We start from the raw sequence: 16098 nt of genomic DNA, 5'->3' as shown, positions 1-16098 counted from the left end.
CGCGCCCGCGCCGCTGGGCGGCCTGTCCATCGACTGGTGGACAGGCCCCCTCCATCGCTCGGGCGTCCCGTGAACCGTCGCCGATTCACGACGATGGTCGCATGACAGTCATCGAGGTTCGCGGGTTGATCCGCGACTATCAGGGCCGGCGGGCGGTGGACGGCATCGACCTGACCGTCGCCGCCGGCGAGGTGTTCGCGTTACTGGGACCCAATGGGGCCGGCAAGACGACCACGGTGGAGATCCTGGAAGGCCACCGGCGCCGCGACGCGGGCGAGGTCCGCGTACTCGACGAGGACCCGCAGCGGGCCGGCCGCGCCTGGCGGTGCCGCATCGGGGTGGTCCTGCAGTCCGCGACGGACGTCGCCGAGCTCACCGTGGCGGAAAGTGTCCGCCACTTCGCCGGCTACTACCCCCGCAGCCGAGACGCGGCGACGGTACTGGACCAGGTCGGCCTGACCGAGCAGGCTGGCAAGCGGATCCGCGCCCTGTCGGGTGGCCAGCGCCGGCGGGTCGACGTGGCCCTGGGCATCATCGGATCGCCGGAGGTGCTCTTCCTTGACGAGCCGACCACGGGCTTCGACCCGCAGGCCCGCCGGCAGTTCTGGAAGCTCGTCCGTCAGCTCGCGCACGACGGTACGACCATCCTGTTGACCACGCACTACCTGGAGGAGGCGGAGGCCCTCGCCGACCGAATCGCGATCATGGTCAGCGGCCGGCTCGTGGCCGGCGCGCGGGCTCACCAACGCCGACATCGGGCGCGCCCTCTACATCTCCGAGGCGACGGTGAAGACCCACCTGCTGCGCGCCTTCGCCAAGCTCAACGTCTCGGACCGGACCGCGGCGGTCACCACCGCGATGGCCCGCGGCCTGCTCACCCCGCCACCGGGGCGGGCGTGAGGCCGGTCGGGCCGTGATGACGTCAGTGCCAGCCGTACTCGGTGCGCAGCTTGTCGGCCACCGCCTCGAACCGTTCGCGGTCGAGGATGGCGCCCTCGCGGCGGATGCCGTCCTCCTCCACCCGCAGCACCCGGTCCAGGCGAATCCAGCTCGGCCGCCGATCCCGGTCCCAGGTGCCCGGGCCGAGCGCGTACCAGTTGTGCTGGCCGTCGCGCTGTGCCCGGCTGGACAGCATCAGGCCGAGCAGCGTGCTGCCCTCCCGGCCGACGACCAGCACCGGCCGGTCCTTGCCCTGATCGGGCTCGTCCTCGTAGACCACCCAGGTCCACACGATCTCGCCCGGGTCGGCCTGCCCGTCGAGCTGCGGCGCGTACACCAGGTGCCGCACCGGATGCAGTGGAGGCGCCGGACGCGGCTGTCCCGGGACGCGGCCCGTGCCACGTCCCGCGAGCCGGCCGAGTCTCGCGGTCGCGCCCTTGAAGAAGCTCGCCACGGTGGGACACCCTAACCGGTGCCCACCGGGACGAGCCGCTTCGGTCAGCCCTCGCTGTCCAGGCTGTGCAGCTGTCCGACCGGGTACCGCTCGCCGGACGCCGCCCCGGCCGGCACCGCCGCCTCGATGGCGGCCAGATCCTGCTCGGCCAGCGCGAGGTCGGCCGCGCCGAGCGCCTCGGCGAGCCGGTCGCGGCGGCGGGCGCCGACCAGCGGCACGATGTCCTCGCCACGGGAGGCGACCCAGCCGATAGCGGCCTGGGCGACGGTGATGTTCCGCTGCGCGGCGATCTTTCGCAGCGCCTCGACCAGGGCGAGGTTGCGTTCCAGGTGCTCGCCCTGGAAGCGCGGGCCGGCCGCGCGGAAGTCGGCGGCGGTCAGCTCACGCCCGGCGGTCCAGTGGCCGGAGAGCAGGCCACGGGTCAGCACGCCGTACGCCGTGACGCCGATGCCGAGTTCCCGGGCGGTGGGCAGGATCTCCTTCTCGATGCCGCGGTAGAGCAGCGAGTATTCGATCTGCAGGTCGGCGATGGGGTGCACCGCCTGGGCCCGGCGCAGCGTGGCCGCCCCGACCTCGGACAGGCCGATGTGCCGCACGTAGCCGGCCTGAACCAGCTCCGCGATCGCTCCGACGGTCTCCTCGATCGGGACCGACGGGTCCAGCCGGGCCGGCCGGTAGATGTCGATGTAGTCGGTGCCGAGCCGGTTGAGGCTGTAGGCCAGCGCGGTCTTCACCGCGGCCGGCCGCGCGTCATACCCCAGCCAGTTGCCGGCCGGGTCGCGCTGCGCGCCGAACTTGACGCTGATGGTGACGCTGTCCCGGTCGCGTCCGCGCAGCGCCTCGCGCAGCAGCAGTTCGTTGCGACCCATGCCGTAGAAGTCGCCGGTGTCCAGCAGCGTCACCCCGGCGTCGAGCGCGGCGTGGATGGTGGCGAGCGACTCGCCCTCGTCGGTCGGCCCGTAAAAGTCGGACATGCCCATGAGCCCCAGGCCGAGCGCCGAGACGCGCGGGCCGGTGGCACCCAGAGTGCGGATCTTCATTGTGCGTCCCCTTGGTATCAACGTTAGCTAGCGTCGTTAACGCGAGCCGTTAGCGACGCTAACACCAAGCTGGTATCGTTGCCAACATGAGCCCAGACGCCCGGCAGCGCATCCTCGACGCCGCCGCCTCGCTGCTGGCCGAGTCCGGCAGCGAGGCGCTGTCCACCCGCGCCGTGGCCGCCGCCGCCAACATCCAGGCGCCCACGCTCTACCGGATCTTCGGGGACAAACAGGGCCTCATCGAGGCGGTCACGGCGTACGGCTTCGAGCGGTACCTGGCCGACAAGCAGGCGCAGGCGCCCACCGGCGACCCGGTCGAGGACCTACGCCGGGGCTGGGACCTGCACGTCGAGTTCGCCCTGACGCACCCGGACTTCTACGCCCTCATGTACGGCAGCGTCCGGCCCGGGCACCAGCCCGCCGTCCCCAGGGAGGCCACCGGCCTGCTCGTGGCCATGCTGGAGCGGGTGGCCCATGCCGGGCGCCTGCGGGTACCGGTCGCCACGGCGGCCCAGATGACCGGCGCCGCGAGCGTCGGGGTGGCGCTGGCCCTGATCGCCCGTCCGGAGCAGGAGCGCGACCCCGCGCTGTCGGCACGGGTACGGGAAGCGATGCTCGACGCGATCCTCACCGATCCGCACCCGGCCCGAGACGGCGCGGGCCCGGCGCGAGACGGCGCGGACACCCCGCTGGCGGCCCGCGCGCTGGCCCTGGACGCGGCGCTGGCCGGCGCGCCGCCCGCCGACGACGCGCCACCCGCCGGCACGCCAGTCGACACGTCACCCGACACGTCATCCGGCGGGGCGGCCGCTGCCGGGGCGGCACCGGCCGCCGGGGCGTTGACCGCCGCCGAGACCGCGCTGCTGCGGCAGTGGCTGCGGCGGCTCGCCGAGGGACCTCACGACTCGACCGGGAACTCCAGGGCGGTCAGGTAGGCCCGGGCCCAGGCCGTCACGTCGTGGGTACGCAGGTAGCGGCGCATGGCGCGCATCCGCCGGCCGGCATCGGCCGGGTCGGCCTCCAGCGCGAGCACCAGCGTGTCCTTGAGCTCATCGAGGTCGTGCGGGTTGACCTGGTACGCCTGCTTGAGCTCCTGGGCCGCCCCGGCGAACTCGGAGAGCACCAACGCCCCGCCGTTGTCCGGGCGGCACGCCACGTACTCCTTGGCGACCAGGTTCATCCCGTCGCGTAGCGGGGTCACCACCATGACGTCCGCCGCCAGGTAGAGCGCGGCCAGTTCGGACCGGTTGTACGAGCAGTTCAGGTAGTGAACGGCGGGCACACCGAGCCGGCCGTACTCACCGTTGACGCCACCCACCTCGCGCTCGACCTTGTCGCGCAGCATGCGGTAGTGCTCGACCCGTTCCCGGCTCGGCACCGCCACCTGGACGAGCACCGTGTTGGGCACCTTGACCCGACCATCGGCGAGCAGCTCACGGTACGCCTTGAGCCGGTGCTCGATGCCCTTCGTGTAGTCCAGCCGGTCGACGCCGAGCAGGATGCGGTCCGGGTTGCCGAGGTCGGCCCGCATCTGCGCGGCGTGGGCGCGCACCTGCTCGGAGGCCGCGAGCCGCTCCAGATCCTCGACATCGATCGAGATGGGGAACGCGCCGACCCGCGCCACCCGGCCATCCACCTCGATCTCGGAGTGCCGGGTGCGCAGGCCCAGGACCCGGTCGATGAGCCGGACGAAATTGCGCGCGCCGCCGGGGGTCTGGAAGCCGACCAGGTCGGCACCGAGCAGCCCCCGCAGCAGGTCGGCGCAGCGCGGGATCTGCTTGAACAGTTCGGGCGGCGGGAACGGGATGTGCATGAAGAAGCCGATGCGCAGGTCGGGGCGCAGCGCGCGGAGCATCGCCGGCACCAGTTGCAGGTGGTAGTCCTGCACCCAGACGAGCGCGCCCGGCGGCGACGACTCGGCCGCCGCGGCGGCGAACCGGCGGTTGATCCGCTGGTACGCCTCCCACCAGCGGCGGTGGAAGACCGGTTGCTCCACGGCGTCGTGGTAGAGCGGCCAGACCGTGGAGTTGGCGAAGCCCTCGTAGTAGTTCTCGAACTCGTCATCGGACAGCGGTACCGCGCGCAGCGCTACGCCGTCGATGTCCGGGAGATCGGGGGCCGGGCCGGTGCCGCCGGCCCAGCCGATCCAGGTCGTCCCCTCGCCGCGCAGGATCGGCCGCAGCGCGCTGACCAGGCCTCCCGGGCTCCGGCGCCACTCCCGGGCGCCACTGTCGAGCACGGTCTCGTCGATGGGAAGGCGGTTCGCGACCACCACAAGCTCACTGTGCGGCATGACCGGTGACCTCCGGGGGATGGAGTTGTGACGATCATTCCTGGTCGCGAGGCATGACCTCTGTCGATGTTCCTACCGATAAAACGTTAAGTGGCTGTTACAAAACAGTACAGCGAGCAATGATCTGGCTCACAAACAGCTACCGACCGCGCTTGGTCACCACGTACGCGGACGGGTGCAGGCCGCCCCTGGCCAGCACGATCTCCTTGATCACGCGGATCAGGCGGGTGCGCTGGACGGTCTCCCGGAACAGCCGCTTGTCGTCGGTGAGCAGCACGGCCCGGCCGTTGCCCGGCAGCACCCGCGCGATCTCCGCGAGCGCGGCCGGGTACAGCGCGGAGTTGACCCGGTGCGAACCCACCCGCTTGCCGAACGGCAGGTTCGCCATCACCCGGTCCACCGCGCCGGACTCCACCGGAAGGTGGGCCGCGTCGGCCCGGGCCAGCAGCGCGCTCGCGCCGCGGGTACGCAGGTTGTCCGCCGCCATGCGCAGCCAACGATTCTGTAGGTCGAACCCGAGCAGCCGGCCGGGCCGGGCCAACTCGGCGGCGTGCACCAGCAGCGTCCCGGCTCCGCAGAACGGGTCCAGTACGGTCTGCCCGGGCTCGATCTTCGCCAGCCGGGTCAGCACGGCCGCCACCACGGGGTTGGTGGAGGCCGGGGTGCGCTGCAGCTCACCGAAGCGCTGGGTCAGGTACAGCGCGCCGATCTCGGCGCCGCCCGGCTCGACGTTCACGTCCCAGGCGTTCGGGCTGTTCTCCCAGCCGTACTCGGACTCGAACCGCTCGCGCGCCGCCCAACGCTCCTCGCCCAGGTCACCGACCCGGAACCGGACGGCGTCGCCACCCGGCAGCAGCGCGCTGAGCACGCCGTCCTTGAGCGAGTCCGAAAGCGCCGCCGGGTCGACCGCCAGCACGTCGAAGTACCGGCTGGCGGCCAGCGGCCGCAACGCGCCGGTGTACTCGATCAGCAGGCCATCCGGGTACCGCCGCAGCACCCGCGCACCGAGCGCGCGGACATCCTCGGCCAGGTAGTCCACGGCGCCCGGGGCGGTACGCAGAATCAGGTGATCGTTGATCTGGCGGTCCAGGTCGATCCGCGGGCGGTATGGCACCCGCCCAGCTTACGGAGATCGGACTCAGAAGGTGCCGAGGTCCAGCGCCGTCATGGATCCCCAGCCGAAGCCCAGCTCGCTCGGGCCGCCCAGGGTGTAGACGCCGGCCCCGCCCGCGTTCGGGTAGAGCCAGAGCAGCCCCTGTCCGTCGCGCGCCATGACGTCCACCCGCCCGTCACCGTTCATGTCGCCGAGCGAGATGGAGTTCATGCCGTTCCAGCCGATGCCCAGCTCGATCGGGTTACCGAAGCCGCCCCCGCCGATCCTCGGGTACAGCCAGAGGATGCCGTACGCGTCCCGGGCCACGATGTCGGTCCGGCCGTCGGAGTTCAGGTCGCCCAGTTTGATCGCGTTCATCACCTGCCAGCCGACCCCGATCACCACCGGCGCACCGAACGTCGTGGTGCCGGTGCGCCCCGTGTTCGGGTAGAGCCACAGCCGGCCCAGCCCGTCCCGGGCCACGAGGTCGGCCCGGCCGTCGCCGTCCACGTCGCCCAGCTCGATCGCGTTCATGCCGTTCCACCCGAGACCGACCAGGGCGGGCAACCCGAACAGGGTGGTGCCGGTGCCGCGTTGATCCGGGTACACCCACAGCCGGCCGAGGCTGTCGCGGGCCAGCAGGTCGTCGAAGCCGTCGCCGTTGAGGTCGGCGGCGTCGATCAGGTCCATGCCGTTCCAGCCGACCCCGACCGTGGACGGCGCGCCGAGGGTGGACGTTCCACGCCCGCGGATGTTCGGGTACACCACCAGAGTGCCCTGGCTGGTCCGGGCCACCACCGAGTCGTAGTGCGGGGGCAGCGGCACCGGGTTCGCGCCGGCGAACGCGGCCAGCTCGGCCAGCGAGCCGTTGAACGCGTCCTTGTCACCGGGCCAGGGGCCGTCGGCGTACTGCCAGATGGTGAACCGGTTCCAGCCGGCCGGCAGCACCGGCGGCGCCGTGGTGTACGCGGCGATGTCCAGCGGCAGGTACGAGAAGGACGCGTTGTTGCCGGTACACGGGTTCCACCAGTTGCTGTTCGTGTAGATCATCGGCGGCCGGCCGATCCGGGCCTGCACCTCGTTGACGAACCCGCCGATCCACGTGGACATCTGCGTGGGCGTCAGCCCCCAGCAGTCGGGCAGCCCCAGGGCGCCGTAGGGCCACTCGATGTCCAGGAACGGCACCAGGGTCTGCCCGTCGGTGACGTACTGCGCGTGGTCGATGAGGAAGTCCGCCTGGCCGACCGGGTTGCCCTGATCCGGCCGGGCGAAGTGGTACGCGCCGACGTACAACCCCTGGTTCTTCGCGGCGTGCAGATCGGAGTCGAAGTACGGGTTGATGTAGTTGGTGCCCTCGGTCACCTTCACGTAGGCGAACTTCGTCCCGGCCGCCGCCTGCCCGGCCCAGTCGATGGTCCGGCCGTTGGTGTGGTCGTTGCTGGACACGTCGATCCCGACGACCGGGTAGCCGACCGGTGCCGCGGGCGCGGCCACCGGCGGTCGCGCGCCCGGGACCGAGCCGGCGTGCGCCCAACCGCCCGGGTTGGCCGCCGCCGCGCCGAGGGCCGCGGGCGCCGCCACTGCGGCGGCGGCATCGGGCTGGGCGACCACGGGCGCGGCCGCCATGCCGGCCACGCCGTCTCGCGCCACCACGCCCGGCGCAACCACCGTGCCCGGCGCGCCCACCGCACCGGGCTGCGTCACGGCACCCGGCTGCGTCACGGCACCTGGTCGGACCACGGCACCAGGCTGATCCACGGCGGGCTGGCGCACCGCGGGGTCGGCCAGCGCCGGGGACGCCACGCTCGCGGATCCGGCCGCGAGCACCCCGGCGAGCATCAGCGCGGCCAGCCGTTTCTCCGTCGCCGCGGCCAGGCGCCGCCGGGACCCAGACAGTTTGCTACCCATCGATGCCATGCGAATCCCCCCACGCGTGCTCGGCGGAGTTGACGCGCGAGGAATCAACGGGCCGCCGACCACCGGCGACCACGCCGTCGCTCGTACACAAGGCCGCCGGTCAAGACCCGGCAGCGGCACCACCAACACCTGAATCGGATACACGTAACGCTAGGCGAAGGCCCGCGCATTCGCGGGCGAATCGTCAGGAAGGCACCGATCGTTCGCGTTGCAGGGCAGAGTCGGGCAGGGCTCCATCGGGCAGGACAGAGTCGCGCGAGGCGGCGTCGAGCGGGGCCGTACGCGAACCGGACGGCGCGATAGGGCGGCCCGGGCGGCTGGCCAGGCTCGCGGCCGCCACCCTGAGCCGGCGCGACCCCGGTACCGTGGCCCGTCGCGCCAGCACGTCGTACCCGGCCCGGGCGACCTCGTCGAGGATCCCCCGGTACAGCAGGAGTGCGGTGCGGATGCAGGCCTGCGACGTCGGGGCGAGCATGGTCACCCCGACGGCGGCCCGCGCGTAGTGCTCCCGGGCCCGGTCCACCTCGAACGCGATCAGCGCCCGGATCGGTTCGGTGGCCACGCCGGCCCGCTTCGCGGCCCGCAGGTCGTCGACGCTCACCCCGAACCGGGCGAGGTCCTCCAGCGGCAGGTACAGGCGGTCGCGCTCCAGATCCTCGCCGACGTCGCGGATGAAGTTGGTCAGCTGGAAGGCGATGCCGAGTTGGCGGGCGGGTTCCCGCGCCGGCCCCCGCAGCGCGTCGACTCCGCCACCGGCCCCGCCGCCCGGCCCGTCGCCGGCCATCAGGATCGGCAGCATCATGGTGCCGATGGCCGCGGCCGAGCCCTCCATGTAGCCGAGCACCTCGTCGTAGGTCTGGTACGCGCTGACCGTCAGGTCCATCGCCATCGACCGGAGAAACCTGTCGAAGTCGCCCCGGTCCAGCCCAAAGATCTCGATGGTGTGCAGGACCGCCGGCAGCAGCGGATCGTCCAGTTCGCCGGAGAAGAACCGGTCGCCCCACTCCCGCAGCCGGGCCGCCCGGCGATCCGGTGCGGTGTCGTCGAACGCGTCAACGATCTCGTCGGCGTACCGGGTGAAGCCGTACAGCGCGTGCACGTGGCGCCGTTTCCATTTCGGCAGCAGCAGCGTTGCCAGGTAATAGGTCCGGCCGTGATGCCGGTGCAGGGCGCGACAACGTTCATACGAGGCGGACAGGCTTCCGTCCACTGCCCCACTCTCGCCCACCGGACTCCCGAATCGACTCATAAATCGATGCAATTCGCACCATACGCTATGCTGGCCCGCGGGCTCACGGCCCCCTCAGCCGCGCACGTCCAGCCCTCGACAACGTTAGGCGCGGCGTAGCCAGCCGGCGGCGCCGGGAAGCGGGCATGATGGTCGGCGGCGACCGCGAAGGAGGGCAGCGACAGTGCGGACTGTTTCGGGGCGCACCGATCGAGTGATCATTGTCGGCGCCGGGCTCGGCGGGCTGGCGTGCGCGCTGCACCTGGCCGGGGCGGGGCGCGAGGTCACCGTGCTGGAACGGGAGCCGACGCCCGGCGGGCGGGCCGGCCGGCTGACGCTGAGCGGATACGAATTCGACACCGGCCCGACGGTGCTGACCATGCCGGAGCTGATCGACGAGGCGCTCGCCGCGGTCGGGGAGAACCTGTCCCGCTGGCTCGACCTGACGCCGATCGACCCCGCGTACCGGGCGCACTTCCACGACGGATCGACGCTGGACGTCATCACCGAGACCACCCGGATGGCGGGCGAGGTGTCGCGGGTCTGCGGCCCCCGGGAGGCCGACGGCTACCTGCGCTTCGTCGACTACACGAGGCGGCTGTGGCAGCTGCAGCGGAACGACTTCATCGACCGCAACCTCGACGCCCCGCGCGACCTGCTCACCGCCAACCTGGTGCGCCTGATCGCGGCGGGCGGGTTCCGGCGCCTCCAGGGCAAGGTCAACCAGTTCTTCCGGGACCCGCGTACCCGCCGGATCTTCTCGTTCCAGTCCCTGTACGCCGGGGTCGCGCCGCACGATGCCCTCGCGCTCTACTCGGTCATCTCCTACCTCGACGCGGTGTCCGGCGTGTACTTCCCGCGCGGCGGCATCCACGCCGTGCCCCGGGCGCTGGCCGGAGCGGCCGAGAAGGTGGGCGTGCACCTGAGGTACTCCACGACGGTCGCCTCCGTGGAGACCAGGGCCGGCCGGGCGGTAGGCGTGATCACCGAGGGCGGTGAGCGCATCCCGGCCGACGCCGTGATCCTCAACCCGGACCTGCCGGTCGCCTACCGGGATCTGTTGCCCGGCACGCCGCGGCGGCTCGCCCGGCTGCGCCACTCGCCGTCCGCGGTGGTGCTGCACATCGGGTCCAGTGCCCGGTACGAGAAGATCGCCCACCACAACATCCATTTCGGCCGGGCGTGGCGATCCACCTTCGACGAGGTGATCCGGCAGGGGCGGTTGATGAGCGACCCGTCCCTGCTCGTGACCAACCCCACCCGGAGCGATCGGACGCTGGCCCCGCCCGACCGGGAGATCTACTACGTGCTGGCCCCGGCGCCCAATCTCGTCTCCTCCCCGCTGGACTGGTCCGAACGGGCCACCCGCGAGTACGCCGGCGAACTCGTCGCCACCCTGGAGGCGCGGGGCTACTACGACTTCGGCGCCGGCATCGAGCTGTCCCGGGTGGTGACCCCGGCCGACTGGGCCGCGGCCGGGATGGCCGCCGGTACGCCCTTCGCCGCCGCGCACACGCTGCGCCAGACCGGCCCGTTCCGCCCAGCCAACCTGCACCCGACGCTGTCCAATGTGGTGTTTGTCGGTTCCGGCACCCAACCGGGTGTCGGGGTGCCCATGGTGCTCATCTCCGGCAAGCTAGCCGCCCAACGAATCACGGGAACCATTTCATGAATCGCGAATCGCATCTGGTCGAACTCGTCGCCAATGATGGGATCCACATTGGACAGTCCACTGTTGAAGACGCTCACCAGGCGCCGGACGGCAAGCTGCACCGCGCGTTCTCGATCCTGCTGATGGACCCCGACGGCCGGCTGCTGCTCCAGCGGCGGGCCGCCGTCAAGACCCGGTTCCCGCTGCGCTGGGCCAACGCCTGCTGCGGGCACCCCGCGCCCGGCGTACCGGTGCCCGAGGCGGCCGCCACCCGGCTGGACGAGGAGCTGGGCATCGCCGGCGTCCCGTTCGAGCAGCTCGGCGTCCACCTGTACCGCGCCGCCGACCCGGTCACCGGCCTGGTCGAGCACGAGTACGACCACGTCCTACTCGGCCGGGTCACCCCGGACGTCGCTATGCGACCCGACCCGGCCGAGGTGGCCGAGGTCGACTGGGTGGAGGTCGAGACGCTACGGTCCGGGCTCGCCACCGAGCCCGACCGGTACGCCCCCTGGCTGGCCGGCGTCGTCGAGCTGCTGCCTGGCGGCGCCGGTGGCCGTTGACGGCCTGACCGCCGGTGAGGTGGCCCGCCGACTCGGAGTCGCCGTCACCACCCTGCGCACCTGGCACCAGCGGTACGGGCTCGGCCCCACCGGCCACGCCCCCGGCCACCACCGCCGGTACACCGCCGACGACCTGAGCCTGCTGGAGCGGATGCGCCAGCTCATCACCCGGGGCGTACCGCCGGCGCAGGCCGCCCGGCAGGCGCTCGGCGCCGGCGACTCGGCCGCCCCGGTACGCGACGGGGGCGGCCGGGCGATCAGCGTCGGGCGCTACGGGGCCTCCGCGCGCGGGCTGGCCCGGGCCGCGCTGCGGCTGGACGCGTGCGCCATCGCCGAACTGCTCGACGAGGCGATCACCGCGGCCGGCGTGATCAGCACCTGGGAAGAAATGATCGCGCCGGTACTGCGCGGGATCGGCACCAGGCACGCCTCCACCGGCACCATGATCGAGGTCGAGCACCTGCTCAGCGGGTGCGTGTCGGCCGCGCTGGCCGTGGTGCCCCGGCCCCGGGCCGGCGACCCGCCCCGGGTGCTGCTCGGCTGCGCCGACGAGGAGCAGCACACCCTGCCCGTCGAGGCGCTCGCCGCCGGCCTCGCCCAGTCCGGCCTGGCGGTGCGGCAGCTCGGCGCCCGAATGCCCGCCCGGGCCCTGCGGGAGGCCGTCCGCCGTACCGGCCCGGCCGCGGTGGGGCTGTGGGCGCACGCCGACCGGTACGCGGTGCCGGCCCAGCTCCTCGACCTCACCGAACTTCCCGCCCCGCCGTCGCTGCTGATCGCGGCCGGACCAGGCTGGGACGGCGCCGAGTTGCCGGTCGCCGTGGCGCGGCCGCAGACGCTGCGCGAGGCGGTGGCGATCCTCACGACGGGTTCGTACTGACCCGTACCTTCCGGTTACGGTGTCCGGGCACGTTCCGGTAACCCCTCATCCGGAGATCTCCAATGGCTCGGCGCCGCGCCGTCACCCTCGCGCTGGCCGTACTGCTCCTGCTCGGCAGCTGTACCGCCGGCGACGCCGCTCACGACCAGGCCGCACGCTCCCGGCACCCAGTGTCAGCGGCCGGCGACCACCCGTCCACCAGTCCCTCGATGCGGTCGAAGCCGGCCGCACTGGCCAGCCCGTCGCCCAGCCCTTCCCCCAGCCCGCCCCCGCCGCCGCCACCGCTGCCTCCCCTCCTCGGCCACGGTGACCTGCGCGGGCCATATGGCTCGATGTACCACACCGGTTCGTCGGCCGTGGCGCTCACCTTCGACGACGGCCCCGGCCCCGACACCGGCCGGGTACTCGACACCCTCAAGCAGTACGGCGTCCACGCCACGTTCTGCGTGATCGGCAGCCAAGTCTCGGCGCAGGCGAGCATGATCAAACGGATAGTCCGCGAGGGCCACACGCTGTGCAACCACACGTGGAGCCACGACGAGAAGCTGAGCACCCGGACCCCCGCGCAGATCGTCGCCGAACTGCAACGGACCGACGACGCGATCCACGCCATCGTGCCGGGCGCCCGCATCCAGTACTTCCGTAACCCGGGCGGCGAATTCAGCCCGCAGACCGTCTCCATCGCGGCCGGCATGGGCATGAGATCGCTGTACTGGAGCGTCGACCCGGCCGACTGGAGCCGTCCCGGTACCCAGGCCATCATTTCTAATGTGATTGACCACACTCGGCCGGGGTCGATCGTGCTCATGCACGACGGCGGGGGCGACCGGTCGCAGACGCTTGCGGCGCTGCGCACGCTCCTGCCGTACCTCAAGCACAAGTACGGGCTGATCCCGCTTCCCACCTCGGCAAACGCGTCCAGATGAGGCCCGTACGCCACCCCATCCCGTCTGGGTCATCGCGACCACGGGTACGCGGTTTTGGCGTTCCATCTCTGATCGCGTATGCTTTGCAGGCCTCCGGCGGGGCCGGATGGGAGCTCAAGCCGCCTGAATCGCGATATGCGATGATGGCGGGGCCGCCCTCATCGTCTAGCGGCCCAGGACGCCGCCCTTTCAAGGCGGTAGCACGGGTTCGAATCCCGTTGGGGGCACGGACCGGCTAGCGTACGCTTAGCCGGCCGACGCAAGGTCCTGTGGAGCAGTTGGAGTGCTCGCCGCCCTGTCAAGGCGGAGGTCGCGGGTTCAAGTCCCGTCAGGACCGCCAAGCCCCGACGCCGCGCGGAACATCGTGCGGCGTCTGGCTTATGGGCACGTGGATGCTCGCTCCGGCTTCGGAGCGCGTACCATGACCCGGGAACGGCCAGGTAGCTCAGTTGGTACGAGCGTCCGCCTGAAAAGCGGAAGGTCGGCGGTTCGACCCCGCCCCTGGCCACCAGCTCTCGCCGGGCTGAACGAAGCGGTGACCAGTGAAGACTCCTGGTCACCGTTTCGCTTTCCCCCTAGATCACAAAACTAGATGATCTTGTAGTCTCAGTTCTGGTCTCAGTTGTGTCCCGCTGCCCCGGACCCGCTCCGCTCTCGCCGCGTGTCGTGCCTGAATCCGTCTGGCGGGTCGGTACGGTCCTAACCGGTATTCCACCGGCCTTGTGGTCTGGTCGCCGGCGCATGCGCGGGGGGCCGGCGAATCACCGATCGCCAATCGGGCCCCGCCCCGAGAGGGAGGTGGGATGTCATCGAAAAGAGGCCGCCGCCAGCGGCCCGATCGGCACCAATGCAGCGGGGAGATCAATTCCCTGTAAATCTGTCGCGACAACCTCTCAACCCGCCTGCGCGGCGTGACCAACGGCATGCGTCCGACAAGCGCGCCCGCCGACCACCGTCGCCCGTTGGAGGCCTCGGTTCTTCGTCGTCCTTCCGTTTGGCTACCCGACTGCCTGCTCGCCAGTCGGGTTCTTCAGCTTCCGAAGGTAGTCCGCCGCCATCGGCGCCGCGGTGGCGTGACCGGAGTCGATCGCCGACTGGTAGGAAGCCCGTGCCCCCGTCACATCGCCCTGCTCCTCAAGCAGCAGGCCGAGGCTGACCGCCGCCAGTGGCGCAGCGGCGGCGTCACCGGAGTCGATCGCCAACTGGTAGGAAGCCCGTGCCCCCGTCACATCACCCTGCTCCTCAAGCAGCAACCCGAGGCCGAGCGCCGCCATCGCTGCCGCGGTGGCGTCACCGGAGTCGATCGCCAACTGGTAGGCAGCCCGTGCCCCCGTCACATCACCCTGCTCCGCAAGCAGCCTCCCGAGGCTGACCGCCGCCGCTGGCGCAGCGGCGGCGTCACCGGAGTCGATCGCCAACTGGTAGGCAGCCCGTGCCCCCGTCACATCACCCTGCCCCTCAAGCAGCAACCCGAGACTGAACGCCGCCGCTGGCGCAGCGGCGGCGTCACCGGAGTCGATCGCCAACTGGTAGGCAGCCCGTGCCCCCGTCACATCACCCTGCCCCTCAAGCAGCCCCCCGAGACTGAACGCCGCCGCTGGCGCCGCGGGGGTGTGACCGGAGTCGATCGCCAACTGGTAGGCAGCCCGTGCCCCCGTCACATCACCCTGCTCCGCAAGCAGCAACCCGAGGCTGAGCGACGCCATGGGCGCCACGGCGGCGTCACCGGAGTCGACCGCCTTGCACATCGCGGCAACAGCGGATCTCAGATTTCCCTTGAGATATGCGGCAATTCCTATGTCATAGGCATCGGTGGCGGGGACGGCGTCGATGACTTCGGCCCAGGTCTGCTCAGGGATCGACCGTGCAGAATTGTTGTCCTGTCCATCTTCAACGGCCAGCACGTAGTCCAGCACCTCGAATCCACCATCGGAAGTGGCGGTGACGAGCGCGACTTGCGATGCGACGGGTTGTTTGGCCCAGGTCAGCCCTTCGTTGAACAGGGCGGTGGTGGGGTCAAGGTCGATGCGGACCCGACGAAGGTATAGCGGGAACAGCCGTTGCAGCTCGGAGGCACTGATCGGTCGGGAAAGTCCGATGCGGCGGGCGTCGACGGCGGCCTGTACCAGCGCGTACCCGGCGGGCTGCTCGGTGCGTCCGGCACGGTACCTGTCCATCAACCACTGCCCCCCAACCAAGGTCTCCCCGATACTCGCCGTCACCCGCTCACCCGGGTACAGCCGGTGCGCTTCGGCCGCCTCAGTCTCGTTCAGCTCGAAGCCCAGCTCCACCTTGGTCGCCCGCCCTAGTGCGGCCCGGGCGGTAGCCGCGACATCACCACTACTGTTGCGGATCGCGTTCCATCGGTCCTCGGTCATCGTGGCCACCAACCACCCGTGCCGGGCGACGATGTCCAACACCTCACCGGTCAGATGAGACAGGTCGGTAGCGGTCAGATCGTCCAGCCACACCAGGGTCGGCACAAGGAGCCGTATCGGCTGATCCAGCCGCATCAATGCCGCCAGCGCCTCCCCATTCCGGGGCAACAACACTGGCGGGTCTACCTGCGACAACGCGGCCCTGGCTGCGTGGGCAGCTGTGCGCGACTTACCCGCCTTCGACGCCCCAACGACGATCACCAGCCCGAACGGCGGCCCACCAGCGGCGAACAATTGCGCCAGCTGTCTGTCCGTGTCGGGCCGGTGTACGTAGGGGTCATTACCTGCTCTGGTGTACCGGGTCTCGGTCGTCCCCAGCGCCGCGTCCGACAGCGCGGACAGACGGGGCGGCATCCCGTTGGGGCATTCCTGCAGCAACCCGCGCACCGTCAGGCGCCACTGCGCGTCCTGCCGCACACGACCCGCGCGCAGATCCGCCATCCTGCCCGCCGCCGCCGCGACGAACCCCACCCCAGCCAGCACCGCCGACCAGATCGACAACACGACCAGCAGATGATGCTGCTTGTCAGCCAGCTTCATCCACAACGCCACGACCGCGGTGGCCGCTGACACCCCCAAGACCACCACACCAGCGATGGCCGAGATCCGCACCCAGCCCCAGCCGTCCACCGGAGCCGGCGACAATACCGCCCCCCGCCGTGACGGCATCCTGGTCCCC

The 16098-nt window shown here is 71.3% G+C and carries 12 protein-coding genes, 3 tRNA genes and 1 pseudogene; 9 read left to right on the top strand and 7 right to left on the bottom strand.

Annotated elements, in window-relative coordinates; genetic code table 11:
* The first annotated feature begins 101 nt into the window (after nt 1–101).
* The gene (locus ABEA87_RS00870) at nt 102–917 is read left to right on the top strand and encodes an ABC transporter ATP-binding protein (RefSeq protein ID WP_425570679.1); all 816 of its coding nucleotides are present in this window, start codon (nt 102–104) and stop codon (nt 915–917) included.
* Nucleotides 918–922: 5 nt separating this feature from the next.
* Here the strand turns inward: ABEA87_RS00870 and ABEA87_RS00860 are convergent, their stop codons facing one another.
* Both ABEA87_RS00860 and ABEA87_RS00855 read right to left on the bottom strand, forming a co-directional pair.
* On the bottom strand, nt 923–1288 hold the full coding sequence (locus ABEA87_RS00860) for a type II toxin-antitoxin system PemK/MazF family toxin (protein WP_425570678.1): 366 nt from the start codon (nt 1286–1288) through the stop codon (nt 923–925).
* Between the two features lie 149 nt (nt 1289–1437).
* Nucleotides 1438–2433: an aldo/keto reductase gene (locus tag ABEA87_RS00855; RefSeq protein WP_345625095.1), complete on the bottom strand. Its 996-nt coding sequence runs from the start codon at nt 2431–2433 to the stop codon at nt 1438–1440.
* An 86-nt stretch (nt 2434–2519) separates the two neighbouring features.
* On the opposite strand from ABEA87_RS00855, the gene ABEA87_RS00850 reads away from it, so the two are divergent.
* Nucleotides 2520–3368, top strand: coding sequence for a TetR/AcrR family transcriptional regulator (locus ABEA87_RS00850; RefSeq protein WP_345625094.1), 849 nt, complete (start codon nt 2520–2522; stop codon nt 3366–3368).
* Here ABEA87_RS00850 and ABEA87_RS00845 read toward each other — a convergent pair.
* From ABEA87_RS00845 to ABEA87_RS00830, 4 genes and pseudogenes are all read right to left on the bottom strand, one after another.
* Entirely contained in the window at nt 3332–4726 is a 1395-nt protein-coding gene (locus ABEA87_RS00845) for an alpha,alpha-trehalose-phosphate synthase (UDP-forming) (protein WP_345625093.1), read from the bottom strand. The two genes, ABEA87_RS00850 and ABEA87_RS00845, sit on opposite strands and share 37 nt — an antisense overlap.
* A 139-nt stretch (nt 4727–4865) precedes the next feature.
* The gene (locus ABEA87_RS00840; protein ID WP_345625092.1) at nt 4866–5840 is read right to left on the bottom strand and encodes a TRM11 family SAM-dependent methyltransferase; all 975 of its coding nucleotides are present in this window, start codon (nt 5838–5840) and stop codon (nt 4866–4868) included.
* Nucleotides 5841–5864: 24 nt separating this feature from the next.
* The gene (locus ABEA87_RS00835) at nt 5865–7727 is read right to left on the bottom strand and encodes a GH25 family lysozyme (RefSeq protein WP_345625091.1); all 1863 of its coding nucleotides are present in this window, start codon (nt 7725–7727) and stop codon (nt 5865–5867) included.
* A gap of 295 nt (nt 7728–8022) precedes the next feature.
* Nucleotides 8023–8946, bottom strand: a pseudogene (locus tag ABEA87_RS00830) (phytoene/squalene synthase family protein); the annotation flags it as partial.
* A gap of 202 nt (nt 8947–9148) precedes the next feature.
* On the opposite strand from ABEA87_RS00830, the gene crtI reads away from it, so the two are divergent.
* The 7 genes from crtI to ABEA87_RS00795 all read left to right on the top strand — a co-directional run bounded on the left by crtI (nt 9149) and on the right by ABEA87_RS00795 (nt 13492).
* On the top strand, nt 9149–10636 hold the full coding sequence (gene crtI, locus ABEA87_RS00825; protein WP_345625090.1) for a phytoene desaturase family protein: 1488 nt from the start codon (nt 9149–9151) through the stop codon (nt 10634–10636).
* Complete coding sequence (gene idi / locus ABEA87_RS00820) at nt 10633–11178, top strand: isopentenyl-diphosphate Delta-isomerase (RefSeq protein WP_345625089.1); 546 nt, start codon at nt 10633–10635, stop codon at nt 11176–11178. The genes crtI and idi overlap by 4 nt, the downstream gene beginning before the upstream one ends.
* Complete coding sequence (locus tag ABEA87_RS00815; protein ID WP_345625088.1) at nt 11168–12055, top strand: MerR family transcriptional regulator; 888 nt, start codon at nt 11168–11170, stop codon at nt 12053–12055. Before idi ends, ABEA87_RS00815 begins: the two co-directional genes overlap by 11 nt.
* A 62-nt stretch (nt 12056–12117) precedes the next feature.
* Nucleotides 12118–12981, top strand: coding sequence for a polysaccharide deacetylase family protein (locus ABEA87_RS00810; protein ID WP_345625087.1), 864 nt, complete (start codon nt 12118–12120; stop codon nt 12979–12981).
* A gap of 154 nt (nt 12982–13135) precedes the next feature.
* Nucleotides 13136–13208: transfer RNA gene (locus ABEA87_RS00805), tRNA-Glu, on the top strand.
* A 36-nt stretch (nt 13209–13244) separates the two neighbouring features.
* Nucleotides 13245–13321: transfer RNA gene (locus ABEA87_RS00800), tRNA-Asp, on the top strand.
* Nucleotides 13322–13415: 94 nt separating this feature from the next.
* Nucleotides 13416–13492: transfer RNA gene (locus ABEA87_RS00795), tRNA-Phe, on the top strand.
* A gap of 487 nt (nt 13493–13979) precedes the next feature.
* Here ABEA87_RS00795 and ABEA87_RS00790 read toward each other — a convergent pair.
* A complete protein-coding gene (locus ABEA87_RS00790; RefSeq protein ID WP_345625086.1) occupies nt 13980–16049 on the bottom strand; it encodes a tetratricopeptide repeat protein in 2070 nt (689 codons plus the stop codon).
* Nucleotides 16050–16098: the final 49 nt, after the last annotated feature.

The organism is Rugosimonospora acidiphila, from assembly GCF_039543385.1.
GTDB lineage: Bacteria > Actinomycetota > Actinomycetes > Mycobacteriales > Micromonosporaceae > Rugosimonospora > Rugosimonospora acidiphila.
Note: the sequence above shows the minus strand (reverse complement) of the source record. Positions and strands in the feature narration are given on the sequence as shown.

Excerpts from the sequence above, each read along its gene's own strand:
- ABEA87_RS00870 (WP_425570679.1), top strand. The coding sequence starts at position 102 with ATGACAGTCATCGAGGTTCGCGGGTTGATCCGCGACTATCAGGGCCGG.
- ABEA87_RS00855 (WP_345625095.1), bottom strand. The coding sequence starts at position 2,433 with ATGAAGATCCGCACTCTGGGTGCCACCGGCCCGCGCGTCTCGGCGCTC.
- ABEA87_RS00850 (WP_345625094.1), top strand. The coding sequence starts at position 2,520 with ATGAGCCCAGACGCCCGGCAGCGCATCCTCGACGCCGCCGCCTCGCTG.
- ABEA87_RS00845 (WP_345625093.1), bottom strand. The coding sequence starts at position 4,726 with ATGCCGCACAGTGAGCTTGTGGTGGTCGCGAACCGCCTTCCCATCGAC.
- ABEA87_RS00835 (WP_345625091.1), bottom strand. The coding sequence starts at position 7,727 with ATGGGTAGCAAACTGTCTGGGTCCCGGCGGCGCCTGGCCGCGGCGACG.
- idi (WP_345625089.1), top strand. The coding sequence starts at position 10,633 with ATGAATCGCGAATCGCATCTGGTCGAACTCGTCGCCAATGATGGGATC.
- ABEA87_RS00810 (WP_345625087.1), top strand. The coding sequence starts at position 12,118 with ATGGCTCGGCGCCGCGCCGTCACCCTCGCGCTGGCCGTACTGCTCCTG.